Source organism: Halomonas sp. V046 (assembly GCF_052645355.1).
Window position 1 is genome coordinate 80,987 of the sequence record NZ_JBQXYF010000012.1, and the last position, 15,661, is coordinate 96,647.

Consider the following 15,661-nt stretch of genomic DNA (forward strand, 5'->3'; position numbering starts at 1 on the left):
TTTTTTTCTTATAATAGTAATGGCAAATAGCTTACGAATGTTTGAGGAAATCGGCGGCTAGAATGGCGCGCTTATCCTACGTAATGGCATTGTCAGATATCGCTTATTCTTCATCAAGCTCGGCGGCGGCGTCTTCATGGGATAGACGCATGCCGCCGGGGGGCAGTGGCTGGCCGTCGATGGTGGCGACGTCACCGGAGAGGCGCAGTCGGCCTTCGAGGAACCAGCGTACCGCGATCGGGAAGATCAGGTGCTCTCGGGTCAGCACCCGGGCCTTGAGGGTGTCCGCATCGTCGCCGGGCTCGACGTGCACCACCGCCTGAATGGCGACCGGGCCGCCATCGAGCTCTTCGGTCACAAAGTGCACGCTGCAGCCGTGGTCGACGATGCCGTCGTCGAGGGCTCGTGCATGGGTGTTGAGCCCCTGATAGGCAGGCAGCAGCGACGGGTGGATGTTGATCATTCGACCCAGGAAGCGCTGTACGAAGCGCGGCGTCAAGATGCGCATGAAGCCGGCCAGCACCACGAGATCCGGCTCGTGGCGTTCAATGACCTTGATCAAGGCACCGTCGAAGGCGTCGCGGCTATCGTACTCGCGATGGGGCAGGGCGACCGCGTCGATCCCGGCATCCTTGGCACGCTTCAGGCCGTAGGCATCGGCGACATTGGAGACGACCGCGACGATCTCGCCGCCCAGTTCATCGTGGGTCTGGGCGTCGATCAGCGTCTGCAGGTTCGTGCCTCCCCCCGAAATCAACACCACGACCCTGGGCACGCGGCTATCTTCGGGGGTGAAGCCGTTGACGGTATCGGTGATGGTATCGACGTCGCTCATGGGGCCGACGGCTCCATCTGTACCTGCTCCTCGTCACCCTGGCGGGCGGCGATCTGGCCGATGCGGTAGACGGTTTCGCCCTGGGCCTGGAGGTGGGCGCGGGTCTTGTCGGCGAACTCTTCGGGGACCACGAGGACCATGCCGATGCCGCAGTTGAGCACGCGGTACATTTCCTGTTCGGCGACGTTGCCCTGCTGCTGGAGCCAGTCGAAGACCGCCGGGCGTGTCCAGCTGGCGGTGTCGATATGGGCGGTCAAGGTCTCGGGCAGCACCCTGGGCAGGTTCTCGAGCAGGCCGCCGCCGGTGATGTGCGACAAGGCATGGACCGGCAGGTCGGTGGCACGCAGCAGATCGAGCAGCGGCTTGACGTAGATTCGAGTCGGCGCCATCAGCGCATCGGCCAGAGGCTGACCATCGATGTCGGTGGCAAGGTCGGCGCCGGAGACCTCAAGAATCTTGCGGATCAGGGAATAGCCGTTGGAGTGAGGGCCGGAGGAGGCGAGTCCCAGTAGCACGTCGCCTGCGCCCACCTTGCTGCCGTCGAGAATCGCGTCTTTCTCAACCACGCCGACGCAAAAGCCTGCCAGGTCGTAGTCGCTGCCCTCGTACATGCCGGGCATCTCGGCGGTCTCTCCACCGACCAGGGCGCAGCCGGCGCGTTCGCAGCCTTCGCCGATGCCGGTGACGACGTCCGCGGCGATGTCGACGTCGAGCTTGCCGGTGGCGTAGTAATCGAGGAACTGCAGCGGCTCGGCACCGGCGACGATCAGGTCGTTGACGCACATGGCGACCAGGTCGATGCCGATGGTGTCATGGCGGTTCAAGTCCATGGCCAGGCGCAGCTTGGTACCGACCCCATCGGTGCCGGACACCAGCACCGGCTCGCGGTAGCCGCTCGGCAGCTGGCACAGGGCGCCGAAGCCGCCCAGACCGCCCATGACCTCGGGGCGGGTGGTGCGCTTGGCGACGCCTTTGATGCGATCGACCAGGGCGTTGCCCGCATCGATATCGACACCGGCGTCTTTGTAGCTGAGCGAGGCCCGTTCGGGGCGAGAGGAAGAGTCGGTCATGACGGATCCTGTGGAATCTGTCGTCCTGCGGCGTGTAAGGTGCGCGGCACCTTGTGGCCGTGAGACAATGGGCACGTTGGGGGCGCGATTGTAGCATCACGGCGCCCGTCTCGCATCGCCGTCGGGCCATCCGGCCACGTCACGGGCCGGGGCCTCTATTAGGGAGAGATCGATGGGTAGGCAGGGATGGATTGCGGCGCTGGTGGTGGCCGTGACGTTATGGTTCTTTGTCAGCATCGAGCCGGTGCTTGCTCCGTTCTTTATCAGCATGGTGCTGGCGTACCTCGGGGACCCCCTGGCCGATCGGCTGGAGGCGCGCGGCCTGTCGCGTCGCCTCGCCGTGACGGTGGTGTTTCTGTTGTTGACCCTGGTGCTGTCGCTGACGCTCTTGCTGGTCCTGCCGGTGGCGGGGCGTCAGATCGGTCAGCTGATCGAGTCGTTGCCGGCCATCTTCAACTGGGTCCAGATGACCGTGTTACCGAAGGTGCAGGAGTTTACCGGCCTCGACCTGTCGACCGACTTCGACCAGTTGCGCCAGGCCGTGGTGGCGAACTGGAAGGAGACCAGTACCTTCGCCGCGTCGCTGCTGGCCCAGGTATCGCGCTCCGGACTCGCGCTGGTGGCCTGGCTTGGCAACCTGGCGCTGATTCCCGTGGTGACGTTTTATCTGCTGCTGGACTGGGACGTGATGGTGGCGAAGCTGCGCGGGTCCTTGCCGCGTCAGTGGGAGCCTTCCGTCTCGCGCCTGGCCGCGGAGTGCGATGAGGTTCTGGCGGCCTTCCTGCGGGGTCAGCTGATGGTGATGCTGTGCCTTGGCGTGATCTACGCGGTTGGCCTCACGCTGCTCGGGGTGCGCTTTGGGCTGTTGATTGGGCTGCTCTCAGGCTTGGCCAGTATCGTGCCCTATCTTGGCGTGATCGTGGGTATCTCGGTGGCTGGGCTGGTGGCATTCTTCCAGTTCGATGATTGGTTGATGTTGCTGGCGGTCTTGAGCGTCTTCGGTTTCGGCCAGTTGGTGGAGAGCACCGTCCTGCAGCCGAAGCTGCTCGGCGACAAGATCGGCCTGCATCCGGTGGCGGTCATCTTCGCGGTGCTCGCAGGCGGCCAGCTGTTTGGTTTTACCGGCGTGCTCTTGGCGTTGCCGGTGGCGTCCATGGTCATGGTAGTGTTGCGTTATCTCCACGAAAAATATAAAGATTCAACTCTCTATGATGCCAAGCGCGGGGGTGGGTCGGGCCACGAGCCTGCCGATCAACGCCCCCGGGAGACACCCGACGAGGAGTCACCATGAGTCGAGCACCCGCGCAGCTGCCGCTGGGCCTGGGGCTGCGCGATGATGCCACCTTCGATAATTTTCATCCCGGCCCCAATGCGGCGCTGGTCGATCGCCTGGTGCATCAGTTCGATGCACAAGGGGAGCCCTTTCTCTATCTGTGGGGGCCGCCGGGGGCGGGGCGCAGTCACCTGTTGCAGGCGGCGTGTCATCGGGCCTCGGCGGAGGATCGCAGGGCGCTCTACTTGCCCCTGGAGGAACTCGGTCACTTTCCGCCGCTAATGCTGGAGGACGTCGAGCGTCTGGATCTGCTGGCGATCGATGATCTCGACAAGGTGGTGGGGCGCAAGCGCTGGGAGGAGGGGCTGTTTCATGCCTTCAACCGGCTGCGTGACAGCGGTCGACGGCTGATCATCGCCGCGTCGATGCCCCCGCGGCAACTCGGTGTGACGCTGCCCGACCTGGCGTCACGCCTGACCTGGGGGGTGACCTTTCATCTCGATGGCCTCGACGATGATCATCGCCTGGCGGCGCTGCAGCTACGGGCCCGGATCCGCGGCATGCAACTGCCGGATGAAGTCGCCCGCTACATTCTGCACCGGGGGCCCCGGGCGCTCGGTGATCTGTTTCGGGCGCTCGAAGTGCTGGACCTGGCTTCGCTTTCTGCCCAGCGCAAGCTGACCATCCCTTTCGTCAAGAAGGCGCTCGACTGGTAGCGGCACGCTCGACGGCGGTGGCGCGCACGCTATCTGCCGTTTATCTGCCTCACGACGCTCGCCCCGGGCCGCCTGTCCTGCGCTCCTGGCCCTTCTTGGTCGAGTCGCTCCTTCTTGGTCGAGTCGCTTCTTCTTCGGTCTCGTCGCCCCTTCGGCGGCATACCGGCCGCGGGCAGCGCAACGAACGTCGGCGGCCTCGCCCGGTGACGAATCGCCCGGTGACGAATCGCCCGGCGACTCGTCCCGCGGGCTAGCGTTCGAGCTGGATCTCACCGCGCTGGCCGCTTGCCAGCGAGGTTTCCTTGATGATGATCTGGCGTTTCCCGGTGCTGGGGTCGACCACGGTGCCGGAGACGTAGAAGTCGCCGCTGGGCAGGCCGGTGAACTGGAAGTAGCCTTGGCTATCGGTCTTGGTGGTATGGGTGTAGCGCCGCGCCCTGGGGTCGGCGCGCTCCACCGCCCGGCCCGCCAGCGCTTGGGCGGCGGCCTCGGCGGAATAGCGTGTGATAGGGGCCACTGAGACGGTCTCGCCGGCGCCGATGACGGTGCCGCTGGCGGTGTCGATGGTCAGGCGCCCGCTGAGGGCGGCACTGCCCGAGGTCGCGAGTCTGGCGTACTCTTCCTCGGGGAAGGCGATTTCCCGCGGCACCCGGGCCTGGTCGGCGGTGGGGGCGTCGTCGCGCGGCCCCGGACGTTCGATGTCGGGGCTCGGCTCGCCGATATCGATGACGTCCGGAGCCCGCGTGGTGGTGCCGGTGCCGATGCTCTGGCAGCCGGCAAGCACCGCCGCCGCCGCGAAAACGGCGAGTCGCCATCCTCCTGATCGAATCATGTCATGCTCTCCCTGTCTCGAGAAAATGCTGGAGGGACGAGGTCGCCCGGTCCGGTGGCCTGGTGTTCTGGCACGGGGGCTGAGACACCGTGATCAGGCGTGCGCCGAGCGTCGACGAGAACTCGTCCCATTGGGCACGTCCCTGGCTGGCTATAGCCTAACGCAAAAAAGGCCCCCGATCGCATCGATCGAGGGCCTTCGGCGTCGTCCTGCCCCCTCGTCAAGGGGGAAGAGAGGAGGCAGGCGAGCGGGTCAGCCGCTGTGGCGGCTGCCCTGGCACCGCATCACTTGGCGTTGGCAGCCTTGGTGGCGGTGTCGGTCGCCTGCTTGACGTTCTCTTCGGTCAGCTTCTGGCTCTTGGACACGAAGTCCTGCTGCAGGGCCACGACTTTCTCGGCGTCGCCCTTCAGGCGCTCGGTCAGGTCCTTGGCGACTTTCTGCTGGCCTTCCATGTAGCTGCGCAGGCCTTCCGCGTCCTTGACGGTAGCGAAGGCGCGAGCCTGGGCCAGGCCAGTGTCGGTGTAGGCCTTGGCGGCGTCGAGCTGGGCATTGGCCAGCTTCTCGGCGAAGTCCATGGACAGGTTGGCGTAGGCGCGAGCCGGGCCGAAGAAGGTGTTTTCGAACTGCTCGGTGTTGAACATGTTGGCGTTGAACATTTGCTTGGCGTCGAAGGTGCGCATCGGTGAATCTCCTAGGGTAGTCATAGTAATGAAGGCCTTGACCCCATGGGTCGATGCCTTCTCCGTCTCTGTTGCATTGCACAATAGCAGAGCAGTTTGTGCAGTGCAACAAGGTGTCGGAGTGCCGGCGTGAATCGGGGGGCGCTTTGCGCGACACGGATAAGAATGAAGGACAAGTGTGACGGTTTCGCGGCAGGCCTGAGCCGCACGATGCCGAGGGGAGCGCCATTGCGCGCGGAGGCTTGCAAGCTGGCGGAGCCGTCGCCATCTTGTGTAGGAGAAGAGCGGTGGCAGCTAACGTGGACACAAGGAGGCGCCGTCTCGTCGGGCGCCTCGTCGCCGTTGTCACGCCAACCCTTCGTGACTACCCCAAGGAGCCGAGCATGAGCGAGTACCGTACCGAACGTGACAGCATGGGCGAACTGAAGGTCCCCCGGGATGCGCTCTATGGCGCGCAGACTCAGCGTGCCGTGGACAACTTTCCGGTCTCCGGTCAGCAGATGCCGCCGGCTTTCATTCATGCCATCGCCCGCATCAAGCGTGCGGCCGCTCAGGTCAACGGTGACCTGGGGCTGCTCGACACGGCCCGCGTCGATGCCATCGTGGCGGCGGCCGATGCGATCGTCGAAGGGCGCCATCCGGACCAGTTTCCGATCGATGTGTTCCAGACGGGCTCTGGTACCTCGAGCAACATGAACGTCAATGAAGTGATCGCCCATCTGGCCAGTCGCGACGATCTCGAGGTGGGGCCGAATGATCACGTCAACATGGGGCAGTCGAGTAACGACGTCATTCCGACGGCGCTTCACCTGTCGGCGGCACTCGAGGTAACACGCTCGCTGAGGCCAGCCCTGGTCGACCTGCGCGAGACGATCGACGCCCGCGCCGCGGAACTCGACGGGGTCATCAAGACGGGACGCACCCACCTGATGGACGCCATGCCGCTGCGCATGAGCCAGGAACTCGGTGCCTGGTCGAGCCAGATTGGCCAGGCCATCGAGCGTTTCGACAGTGCACTGCTGCGGGTCTGCCGACTGGCCCAGGGCGGCACGGCGGTGGGCACCGGCATCAATGCCCACCCTGAGTTCGCCGAGCGTATGGCGGCGAAGCTCTCCGAGCAGACCGGACTGAGCTTGAGCCCCAACGACTCCTTCTTCGCCAGTCTCGGTTCTCAGGACGCGGCGGTAGAGTTATCGGGTCAGCTGCGCGGGCTGGCGGTGGTGGTGATGAAGGTCGCCAACGACCTGCGCTGGATGAACTCGGGGCCGCTGGCCGGGCTCGGCGAGATCGAGCTGGAGGCGCTGCAGCCTGGCAGCTCGATCATGCCGGGCAAGGTCAACCCGGTGATCCCGGAGTCCGCCGCCCAGGCGGCCGCTCAGGTCATCGGTCTGGACGCCGCCGTCACCGTGGCGGGCCAGAGCGGCAACTTCCAGCTCAACGTGATGCTGCCGCTGGTGGCCAGCAACCTGTTGACCTCGATCACCTTGATGACCAATACGTCGCGCCTTCTGGGCGACAAGGCCATCGCGACCTTCACGGTGCGCGAGGATCATCTGCAAGAGCCGCTGGCCCGCAACCCCATTCTGGTCACGGCGTTGAACTCGGTCATCGGCTATAACGCCGCGGCGGCAATCGCCAAGAAGGCCTATCAGGCCGGTCGGCCGATCATCGACGTGGCAGAAGAAGAGACCACGCTTTCGCGCTCGGAGCTCGAAGGCCTGCTGGATCCCGCGGCGCTGACTCGCGGCGGTATACCCGGATAAGTCGCCGCGCCTGCGCTAGGGGCGGGTGGCGCGCCACCGGGTCCTGCGGTGCCGACTGTGCGGGCAAGACTGTGCGGGTAAGGCTGTATGCATAAATAGCGCAAAGGCGGGACAGGCGCCTTGGCGTATCGTCAACGGCGGGCCCCGGGTCCGTCGTTGACGTTCTTGCCCGCCCAAGCAACGGCGGCTTCCTGGGCCAGGTTTAGTCGCCTTGTTCGCGTTGCCGGGCTTCCGCGACGGTTTCCTGTGCGTCGCTACGTTCTTCGGCGTTGGCCTCAGGGGCGTCGTGTTCGTCCCTGCGCGACGGGCGAAAGCACAAGGAGGCCAGGATCGGAAAGTGATCGGAACCGAACGCCGGCAGGCGAGCCATGCCGGCGAGGGTGAAGTGCTCGCTGGAGAAGACGTGGTCCAGGGGCCAGCGCAGCAGCGGGTAGCCGGCATGGAAACTTGAGAACATGCCGCGCCCCCGGCGCGGGTCGAGCATGCCGCTGACGCGGCAAAACAGGCGCGTGCTGCGTGACCAGGCGACGTCATTGAGATCGCCTGCCACCAGCGTCGGGATCTGAGTCCGATGAATCTCTTCGGCCACGAGCGAGAGTTCGGCATCTCGCCACAGCGACTCCGTGCTCTCGCCCGGTGCCGGCGGGCGCGGATGCAGGGCGTGGAGTCGCGCGCGGTCACCGCAGCGCAACTCGACATCGCAATGGATCGAGGGGATGTCATCCTGGATCAGCCATTTGACCTCGGGCTCGATCAGCGGCAGGCGCGAATAGAGGTGCATGCCATAGAGGTTGTCGAGGGGCACGCGCACGGCGTTGGGCCAATCCGCGTTCAGCGCCGCGTCGAGCCGCTGCCCCCACCAGTCGTCGGACTCCAGCGTCAGCACGATGTCGGGGTCATGCTCGCGGATCATCTCGATGAGCGCATCGCTGCGCCGGTTGGGGGTCAGGACATTGGCGATCAACAGGGTGATGCAGCGATCCTTCTGGTCAGACTCGAGCTGGCCTGGTTCGGCGGCCTGAACCTCGATCGGCCACAGCGGCGTCCAGGGGAGTACATAGGCAAGCTGGATGATGAAGACCAGGGTGCCTGCCGTCGCGATCCACGGGGTCAGGCCAGCCTCGGCCAATGGCGATAGCAACGCCACGATGGCGCCAAGGATGCCGATCTGCAGGCGCGGAAATTCGCAGGCTCGCAGCCACCACCAGTGGGTCGGAATGCGGGCGAGCAGAGTGGCGGCCACCAGGATGGCGACCACGACGACGAGGACAACGTCGAGGGCAGTGGCGAGCATGGTGCAGGGTTCCGGGCAGGGGGAGGAAGCGTTCGCTGAGCACGCCTACAAGGGTACCGCTGTCGCGCGTTGAGTGACACCATGCACCCGCCTTGACGATCCGGCACCACGCCGTCGTCCGCGCGACCCGGTGGTCAACCGGAGGCGTTGGACGGCGTGGTGGTGTGTGGCGTGGCGGTCTCGGGTGTGGCGTCGAAGTACTCATCGAGGCGTGCCTTGGCCTGGTCACCGAACAGGATGTCACAGGCCTCTCGCAGGCCTGGGGACTGGCGAATCTCGTCGCGCCCGACCACCAGGGCGATCTTCGAGCGTCGCCGCAGGAAGTCCTCGAGGCGAGTGATCATCTCGCGCTTGCGGGCCTGGCGCAGTTCGCAGCGCAGGTACTCGGTGCCCTCGATCAGCAGCTCTCCCTGGCGAGGGTCTTCCTGGATCTCGCGAAGCATGTCCAGGGCCTGAACACCGTAGCGCCGCCACAGCCTGACCGTCAGCGGCTCCGTGGAGGAGGCCGGCGTCAGGTCGTCGAGGCCCATCAGGCTGGCCTGATGCAGGAATTCCCGCTTTACCGAGTCGTCGGGTTCGCCGTACCAGCGTTCGGCCGGGTGGGGGACCTGGATGCCCAGGCGCTGAACCTCGGCAACGATTTCTTCCCCGACATTCAGGCAATCGGTGAGCTTGCCGCCGAAGACACTGATATGGCCGCTGGCCGCATCGGTATCGATGGCGTGCTTGCGCGAGAGCTGCAGGAAGTCTCTGCCGTTGTTGGCGTTGGCCTTGACGGCCAGCGGCCGCACGCCACAGCGGGTCGCGATGATGTCCTCGGCCGCCAGTGGTCTGGCCAGCGACAGGCGCTTGTTGATGTTGTCCAGCACGAAGCGGATGTCCTCGTCGGTGACCTCGACCTGTGCGCTGTCGACCCGGGTGTCGGTGGTGCCAATGCAGGTGCGCGGCCCCATGGGAATGACGAAGAACAATCGCCCATCGTCGGCGAAGAAGGCCAGCACACGCTGGCTGTCCGTGAGCCTGGGCACGATCAGATGAATGCCCTTGGACAAGGCGTGGTGGTGTTCGGTGGCCTGGCCCGAGGCCGCATTGTGGGCGTCGACCCAGGGGCCCGCGGCATTGATCAGTACTCGTGCACGAATCTCGAACTCGCGATCGCGGGTGACGTCTCTCGCCTCACAGACCCAGAGGTTGTCGACGCGCCTGGCGCCCTGGGACTCGACGTAGTTGGCCGTGCAGGCGCCGTAGTCGAGGGCGCCGCGGACGAAGTTGAAGACGAAGCGCGCGTCGTTATCGTGCAGGTAGGCGTCGGAGTACTCGAAGCCGCCCAGGACGCCGTCGGTGTCGATGATGGTTTCCTCCTGACGAATGGCGCTGGGAGTAAGGAATCGGGGGCGGCGGGTGAAGCCGTTGCCCATCAGCCAGTAGAGCCAGGAGCCGGCCCACAGGGTGCGGGGGCGGTAGCGAAAGCCCTTGGTGATGGTGGTCAGGAAGCGAATCTCCTGCACCGTCGAGGGGAAGCTCTCGATCAGGTGGTTGCGGCTCCGGCATAGCTTGCGTACCAGAGAAAAGTCATAGCTCTCCATGTACTTGATGCCACCCCAGACCAGGTTCGACGACTGCTGGCTGGTGCTGCCAGCGAAGTCGCCGCGGTCGATCAATGCCACCTTGACGCCCTTGCCGGCAAGGGCCGCCGCTGCCGAGGCACCATTGATACCACCGCCCACGATCAGTACATCGAAGGTCTCCTGGGCGAGCCGCTGGAGATTGCTGTCGCGAAGCTGCATGAAAAGGCTCCTTGTGGCCGGCGTCGTATGAGGGACGCTAATGCAAATAACACTAATGCAAAGGCCGTCGTGGTCGGGATGCTCGGGCCAAGGCCGTCATGGGCGCCCTGGCGTCTGGGCTTGGTGGTGCTTTCGCATCAAGTGTTACTCGGCGTCTTCGCGTTCCCAGTTCATGGTCCGGCGCACGGCCTTCTTCCAGCCCTTGTAGCGCCGCTCGCGTTCCTCGGGCGTCATGGCGGGCTCGAAATGACGTTCAATGCGTCCCTTGTTGGCCAGCTCGTCCTGGGTCCACAGGCCGACTGCGATGCCGGCCAGATACGCCGCACCGAGGGCCGTGGTTTCGGTCACTTCGGGTCGGTCCACGCTGACGCCGAGCATGTCGGACTGGAACTGCATCATGACGTTGTTGGCCACCGCGCCGCCGTCTACCCGCAGTGATTTCAGGGTGATGCCGGAGTCCGCGGCCATGGCATCGATGATGTCGCGGGTCTGGTAGGCCAGCGCATCCAGGGTGGCGCGGGTGATGTGTTCCTTGCTCGAGCCGCGAGTCAGGCCGAAGATCGCGCCGCGGGCGTACATGTCCCAATAGGGCGCGCCGAGACCGGCGAAGGCGGGGACCACGTAAACACCACCGGCGTCGTCGACCTTGCCGGCGTAGTACTCGGAATCCTCGGCGGAGTCGAGCATCTTGAGCTCGTCTCGCAGCCATTGAATGGCGGCGCCGGCGATGAAGATCGAGCCCTCCAGCGCGTAGGTGACCTTGCCGTCGAGTCCCCAGGCGATAGTGGTCAGGAGCCCGGATGTCGACGGCACCGGCGTGTCGCCGGTATTCATCAACAGAAAGCAGCCGGTGCCGTAGGTGTTCTTGACCATGCCCTTGTCGAAACAGGCCTGTCCGAACAGTGCCGCCTGTTGATCGCCGGCGATGCCGGCGATGGGGATCTCGGCGCCGCCGAACATTTCGCTGCCGGTGGTGCCGTAGACCTCGCTGGAGGGACGCACCTCGGGCAGCAGGGCCGGCGGAATATTCAGCGCTTCAAGCATGCGCTGGTCCCATGTTAAGCGGTGGATGTCGAACAGCATGGTGCGCGAGGCATTGCTGACGTCGGTGACGTGGCGCTGTCCCCGGGTCAGGTTCCACACCAGCCAGCTGTCCATGGTGCCAAACAGCAGGTCGCCATCCTCGGCACGCTGCTGTGCGCCTTCTACCTGATCGAGGATCCAGCGGATCTTGGTGCCTGAGAAGTAGGCATCGACCACCAGACCCGTGGTGTCCCGAATGTGCTGTTCTAGCCCCTGGGCCTTGAGCTCGTCACACAGCGGTGCGGTGCGACGGTCTTGCCAGACGATGGCGTGGTGGATGGGCTTGCCGGTATGGCGATCCCATATCACCGTCGTCTCGCGCTGGTTGGTGATGCCGATGGCAGCGACCTCGGACGGCTTGATGCCGTTGGTCTCCAGGACCTCCCGTGCGACGCCCATCTGGCTGCCCCAGATTTCCATGGCGTCATGTTCGACCAGGCCGGGGCTGGGGTAGTGCTGGGTAAATTCCTTCTGGGCGATGCCGACGATACGGGCCTCGGCGTCGAACAGGATCGCGCGTGAACTCGTGGTGCCCTGGTCGAAGGACATGATGTAGCGCTGGGTCATGGTGGCGGCTCCGCAGGAGGTTGTGGTTGTCTGATGCAATGAGCGTAGCAAGCAAGCGCTGGCGATGGGCGTGGTCAGCTGCGTTGACTGGCGTCACTGCGGCAGCCCCGGCGCTCGACCACGATATCCAGCACCAGGCAGGCGATCACCACGGCGAGCCCAAGACTCAGGGCCCTGGCGCTGCCCTCGATGAACACGTAGCGGTAGAAAAGGCCGCCAGCGACGCCGCCCACCAGCGGCCCGACGACGGGGATCCAGGCATAGCGCCAGTGGGAGGGCCCCTTGCCGGCGATGGGAAGCAGCGCATGGGCCAGTCGCGGCGCGAGGTCTCGCGCCGGGTTGATCGCGTAGCCGGTGGTACCGCCCAGCGACAGGCCGATGGCCAGTACCAGCAGGCCGACAATCAGCGGGTTGAGGCCTTCGGTAAAGTCGTTGGCGCCGATCGCCAGCACGCCGAGCACGAGCACGAAGGTGCCGATGATCTCGCTCATCAGGTTGGAAGGCGTGTGTTCGATGGCGGGATCGGTGCAGAAGACGGCGCGCTTGGCATCCTGGTCGGTGGTGGCTCGCCAGTGGGGATAGTAGTGCAGCCACACCACCATGGCGCCGATGAAGGCTCCGATCATCTGGCCGAGAAGATACAGCGGGACCTGGGACCAGGGAAACTCGCCGATGGTGGCCAGCGCTACCGTGATGGCAGGGTTCAGGTGTGCGCCGCTGAACTGACCCACAGCGTAGATCGCCATGGCGACGCCGAGCCCCCAGCCGAAGGTGATGACGATCCAGCCACCGTCCTTGGCTTTGGACCCCTTGAGGACGACGCCGGCAACCACTCCGCCTCCGAAGATGATCAGGATCATGGTGCCAAGCAGCTCACCGAGAAATGGGGTCATGACGACTAGCCTCCGGAGGGTGGGATGATCGTTGTGGTGAGAGAAGTGGCGCTCGATGTTCGAGCGTGTTCGAAATATTATTGAAAATGTTCGTTAACGAAAATAATACTAGTGTCGCCCGTCGAGCGGTTCAATAGAGGCTCTCGGCTTTTTCTGTTGTTCTTTGGTCGAAGATGCGACCTCGATGGCCGTGGTTGTCGCCGCGTCGATGGACACTGGAATGGCAAGGGAAGAGCCAAGGGAGGGGCGAAGAGGAAGAGAGAGGGCAAGTAGAGAGGGCAAGTAGAGAGGGTGGGGAAAGGGAACAGCGAAAAGCGACGGGCGCAGAAATGGTGAGGACAGGCCATTCGTGGCCTCAGGCCTGGGGGGCGACGCGAGTAGGGCAGGGCCGGGCAGCGTCAGGGAATAGCCGGGTGTGGCGCTGGCCCGACAAATGTTCGTTTGTTTTCGTTATATGATGAAATCGGAACTTTAAAGGGGTGGTTGGCGCCCGGCTAGCGTGAGATAGACTTCGATGGACGCCACCGGCCACTGGCGCCAGACGACGCGCTTCGGGGCAGGAGGGTGGAAAATCAGCCGCGTGGCTCTGGGGGTGGGCTAGGCGATATGCAGTTGAACACCGTGCTCTTGCAATAGCCCCAGAATGGGGTCCGGGGGCGCGCGGTCGGTGAACAGCGCGTCCAGCTGGCCGATGTTGCCCTGGCGGACGACGGGATTGCGATGGAACTTCGAATAGTCGGCGGCCAGAAAAACCTGGCGCGAATTCTGGATGATGGCCTGGGCCACGCGCACTTCCTGATAGTCGAACTCCAGCAGCGAGCCGTCGTCGTCGATGCCGCTGATACCGATCAGGCCGATGTCGACCTTGAACTGGTGAATAAAGTCGATGGTGGCCTCGCCGATGATGCCGCCATCCCGTGGCCGCACCTGGCCGCCGGCGACGATGACGTTGAAGTCTTCCTTGTGGTGCAGGATTGCTGCCACGTTCAGGTTGTTGGTAATCACCTCCAGCCCCTGGTGATCGAGCAACGCCTCGGCAATCAGCTCGTTGCTGGTGCCGATATTGATGAACAGCGACGCGTGGTCAGGCACCTGGCCGGCCACCGCTTCGGCGATGCGCCGTTTGGCGTCCAGGTTGAGGGTCTTGCGGGTGGCGTAGGCCGTGTTGACGGTGCTCGATTCGAGTCCCGCCCCGCCGTGGACACGGCGCAGGCGGCCTTCGCTTGCCAGGGCATTGAGGTCGCGGCGGATTGTCTGTGGCGTTACCGCAAAGTGGTCGGTGAGCTGCTCGATGCTGGCGTATCCCTGGCGCCCCACCAGTTCGATGATGGCGTCCTGACGCTGTTGCTGGTTCATGCCGGTGTCCCGATGCTGGCCGTTGAGATGATCGTAAACGAACACCCGGGCCCTTGGCGATGGTAAATACCGACCGGCGCGGTGTGACGGCGTGCTGGGTATCTTGTTGGGTGGTTGACCGGGGGGCGCTTGATGCACTCGATGCGCTCGAGGCGCGAAGGCGATGACCGCCCAGACCCTGGAGCAGTCCTTGGAGCAGTCCTTGGAGCAGCCATTGGAGCAGCCCGGGGACGGATGAAGAAAGGGCTCGGCGTCATGCCCTGTGAGGTGTGGCGAAAGAGAAAATCATTCGGTGAACTCAAGGGGTTGCATTTGTCCGGCGATTGCGTAGAATGCGTCTCCGTTGCCAGGGCAAGACGAAGCCTAGAAGGTGCCTGGTGGCAGTCGTAGGACCATAGCTCAGTTGGTTAGAGCGCCACGTTGACATCGTGGAGGTCGGCGGTTCAAATCCGCCTGGTCCTACCAGCTTCGCACACCGAGTGCCCGAAGAGGGCGCGGCTGGCAACGCCTGCTGGTGAGTGGTGCAAAGCAACCCCGATTTCTAGGACCATAGCTCAGTTGGTTAGAGCGCCACGTTGACATCGTGGAGGTCGGCGGTTCAAATCCGCCTGGTCCTACCAAGACATCGCCCCGCAGCCCTGCTGCGGGGCGTTTTCCGTATGCGCGAGAAGCCGGTGGTTGCTCGCGGTCGTCGGCGCTGTTGGCTCGCATCCTTGGTTCACCCTCTGTTCGGCCTCTGTTCGGCCTCTGTTCGCCTCGGGGGGGCGGGCGGGGAGGGTCGCCATCGGTGGCCTTCGAGGTATCGCATCGTCTGCGACCCGACCCGACCCTCGCTGCTGGCGGCCGGGTTCCGGGCCGGGTTGTCGCGCTCAGATTCCCGTCCTTTCGCGTTAGACCCCGTTGAGATCGCTGTTGGCACGGAAGGTCGCGACGAGCGACTCGATGCCGGCCTGGTCGGCTTCGCTGAAGCGCCCTGGCCGGGGGCTGTCAAGATCGAGCACGCCCCACAGGCTGCCGTCCGGGGCATGAATCGGCACCACCAGCTCCGAGCGCGACTCGCTGTCGCAGGCGATGTGATCGGCCACGGCGTGGACATCGTCGACCCGCTGGGTCTCGCCATCTCGCGCCGCCGCACCGCACACGCCCTTGTCGAAGGGGATGGGGTGGCAGGCAGGCTTGCCCTGGAAGGGGCCGAGGGAGAGCACCCGAGGCGTACGCTGGAGGTAGAACCCGGCCCAGTTGAGGTCGGGGATCTGCTGCATGAGAAAGGCGCTGGTCTGGGCCGTGTTGGTCAGCCAGTCCCGGGTGTCGAGCAGGGCATCGAGTTGGCGGTTGAGCAGGGGGTAGTCGCTCATGGGGGATCCTTGGGGCTGCCTGGGGGTGTGCTGTGATCGATACGGGGGGCGGGGCGATCGGGCGTAGGCCCGGGTGGACGGCGCCCTTGCCGTCGAGGCCGCGCCTTGCGAGGCCTGAACGCGGCGAGGCCTGAACATGGCGAGGACTGAACGTGGC

Annotated in this window: 13 protein-coding genes and 2 tRNA genes; 5 read left to right on the top strand and 10 right to left on the bottom strand. The window is 64.7% G+C overall.

What is annotated here, in order from left to right:
* Nucleotides 1-103 precede the first annotated feature (103 nt).
* On the bottom strand, nt 104-835 hold the full coding sequence (gene purN, locus ACUN9Y_RS16555) for a phosphoribosylglycinamide formyltransferase (RefSeq protein ID WP_445461829.1): 732 nt from the start codon (nt 833-835) through the stop codon (nt 104-106).
* Complete coding sequence (gene purM / locus ACUN9Y_RS16560) at nt 832-1,905, bottom strand: phosphoribosylformylglycinamidine cyclo-ligase (RefSeq protein WP_445461830.1); 1,074 nt, start codon at nt 1,903-1,905, stop codon at nt 832-834. The genes purN and purM overlap by 4 nt, the downstream gene beginning before the upstream one ends.
* Nucleotides 1,906-2,077: 172 nt before the next feature.
* On the opposite strand from purM, the gene ACUN9Y_RS16565 reads away from it, so the two are divergent.
* Together ACUN9Y_RS16565 and hda are read left to right on the top strand one after the other, a co-directional pair.
* The gene (locus ACUN9Y_RS16565) at nt 2,078-3,196 is read left to right on the top strand and encodes an AI-2E family transporter (RefSeq protein WP_445461831.1); all 1,119 of its coding nucleotides are present in this window, start codon (nt 2,078-2,080) and stop codon (nt 3,194-3,196) included.
* The gene (hda, locus tag ACUN9Y_RS16570) at nt 3,193-3,894 is read left to right on the top strand and encodes a DnaA regulatory inactivator Hda (RefSeq protein WP_445461832.1); all 702 of its coding nucleotides are present in this window, start codon (nt 3,193-3,195) and stop codon (nt 3,892-3,894) included. The genes ACUN9Y_RS16565 and hda overlap by 4 nt, the downstream gene beginning before the upstream one ends.
* 250 nt (nt 3,895-4,144) lie before the next feature.
* On the opposite strand, the gene ACUN9Y_RS16575 is transcribed toward hda, so the two are convergent.
* Together ACUN9Y_RS16575 and ACUN9Y_RS16580 are read right to left on the bottom strand one after the other, a co-directional pair.
* Nucleotides 4,145-4,726, bottom strand: coding sequence for a hypothetical protein (locus ACUN9Y_RS16575; RefSeq protein WP_445461833.1), 582 nt, complete (start codon nt 4,724-4,726; stop codon nt 4,145-4,147).
* Between the two features lie 284 nt (nt 4,727-5,010).
* The gene (locus tag ACUN9Y_RS16580) at nt 5,011-5,406 is read right to left on the bottom strand and encodes a phasin family protein (protein ID WP_445461834.1); all 396 of its coding nucleotides are present in this window, start codon (nt 5,404-5,406) and stop codon (nt 5,011-5,013) included.
* 383 nt (nt 5,407-5,789) lie between these two features.
* On the opposite strand from ACUN9Y_RS16580, the gene ACUN9Y_RS16585 reads away from it, so the two are divergent.
* Complete coding sequence (locus ACUN9Y_RS16585; protein ID WP_445461835.1) at nt 5,790-7,169, top strand: class II fumarate hydratase; 1,380 nt, start codon at nt 5,790-5,792, stop codon at nt 7,167-7,169.
* Nucleotides 7,170-7,371: 202 nt separating this feature from the next.
* Here ACUN9Y_RS16585 and ACUN9Y_RS16590 read toward each other — a convergent pair whose 3' ends face one another.
* The 5 genes from ACUN9Y_RS16590 to ACUN9Y_RS16610 all read right to left on the bottom strand — a co-directional run bounded on the left by ACUN9Y_RS16590 (nt 7,372) and on the right by ACUN9Y_RS16610 (nt 14,149).
* Nucleotides 7,372-8,463 carry an endonuclease/exonuclease/phosphatase family protein gene (locus tag ACUN9Y_RS16590; RefSeq protein ID WP_445461836.1) on the bottom strand — a complete coding sequence of 364 codons (1,092 nt, stop codon included), beginning with the start codon at nt 8,461-8,463 and terminating at the stop codon, nt 7,372-7,374.
* A gap of 134 nt (nt 8,464-8,597) precedes the next feature.
* Nucleotides 8,598-10,250, bottom strand: coding sequence for a glycerol-3-phosphate dehydrogenase/oxidase (locus ACUN9Y_RS16595; protein ID WP_445461837.1), 1,653 nt, complete (start codon nt 10,248-10,250; stop codon nt 8,598-8,600).
* A 144-nt stretch (nt 10,251-10,394) separates the two neighbouring features.
* The gene (gene glpK / locus ACUN9Y_RS16600; protein ID WP_445461838.1) at nt 10,395-11,900 is read right to left on the bottom strand and encodes a glycerol kinase GlpK; all 1,506 of its coding nucleotides are present in this window, start codon (nt 11,898-11,900) and stop codon (nt 10,395-10,397) included.
* Nucleotides 11,901-11,974: 74 nt separating this feature from the next.
* Complete coding sequence (locus ACUN9Y_RS16605; protein ID WP_445461839.1) at nt 11,975-12,793, bottom strand: MIP/aquaporin family protein; 819 nt, start codon at nt 12,791-12,793, stop codon at nt 11,975-11,977.
* A 597-nt stretch (nt 12,794-13,390) separates the two neighbouring features.
* The gene (locus ACUN9Y_RS16610; protein ID WP_445461840.1) at nt 13,391-14,149 is read right to left on the bottom strand and encodes a DeoR/GlpR family transcriptional regulator; all 759 of its coding nucleotides are present in this window, start codon (nt 14,147-14,149) and stop codon (nt 13,391-13,393) included.
* A 388-nt stretch (nt 14,150-14,537) separates the two neighbouring features.
* Between ACUN9Y_RS16610 and ACUN9Y_RS16615 the strand changes: the two genes are divergently transcribed.
* Nucleotides 14,538-14,614: transfer RNA gene (locus ACUN9Y_RS16615), tRNA-Val, on the top strand.
* Between the two features lie 78 nt (nt 14,615-14,692).
* A tRNA-Val gene (locus tag ACUN9Y_RS16620) sits at nt 14,693-14,769 on the top strand.
* A 270-nt stretch (nt 14,770-15,039) separates the two neighbouring features.
* Here the strand turns inward: ACUN9Y_RS16620 and ACUN9Y_RS16625 are convergent.
* Nucleotides 15,040-15,504 carry a GAF domain-containing protein gene (locus tag ACUN9Y_RS16625; protein ID WP_445461841.1) on the bottom strand — a complete coding sequence of 155 codons (465 nt, stop codon included), beginning with the start codon at nt 15,502-15,504 and terminating at the stop codon, nt 15,040-15,042.
* Nucleotides 15,505-15,661 lie beyond the last annotated feature (157 nt).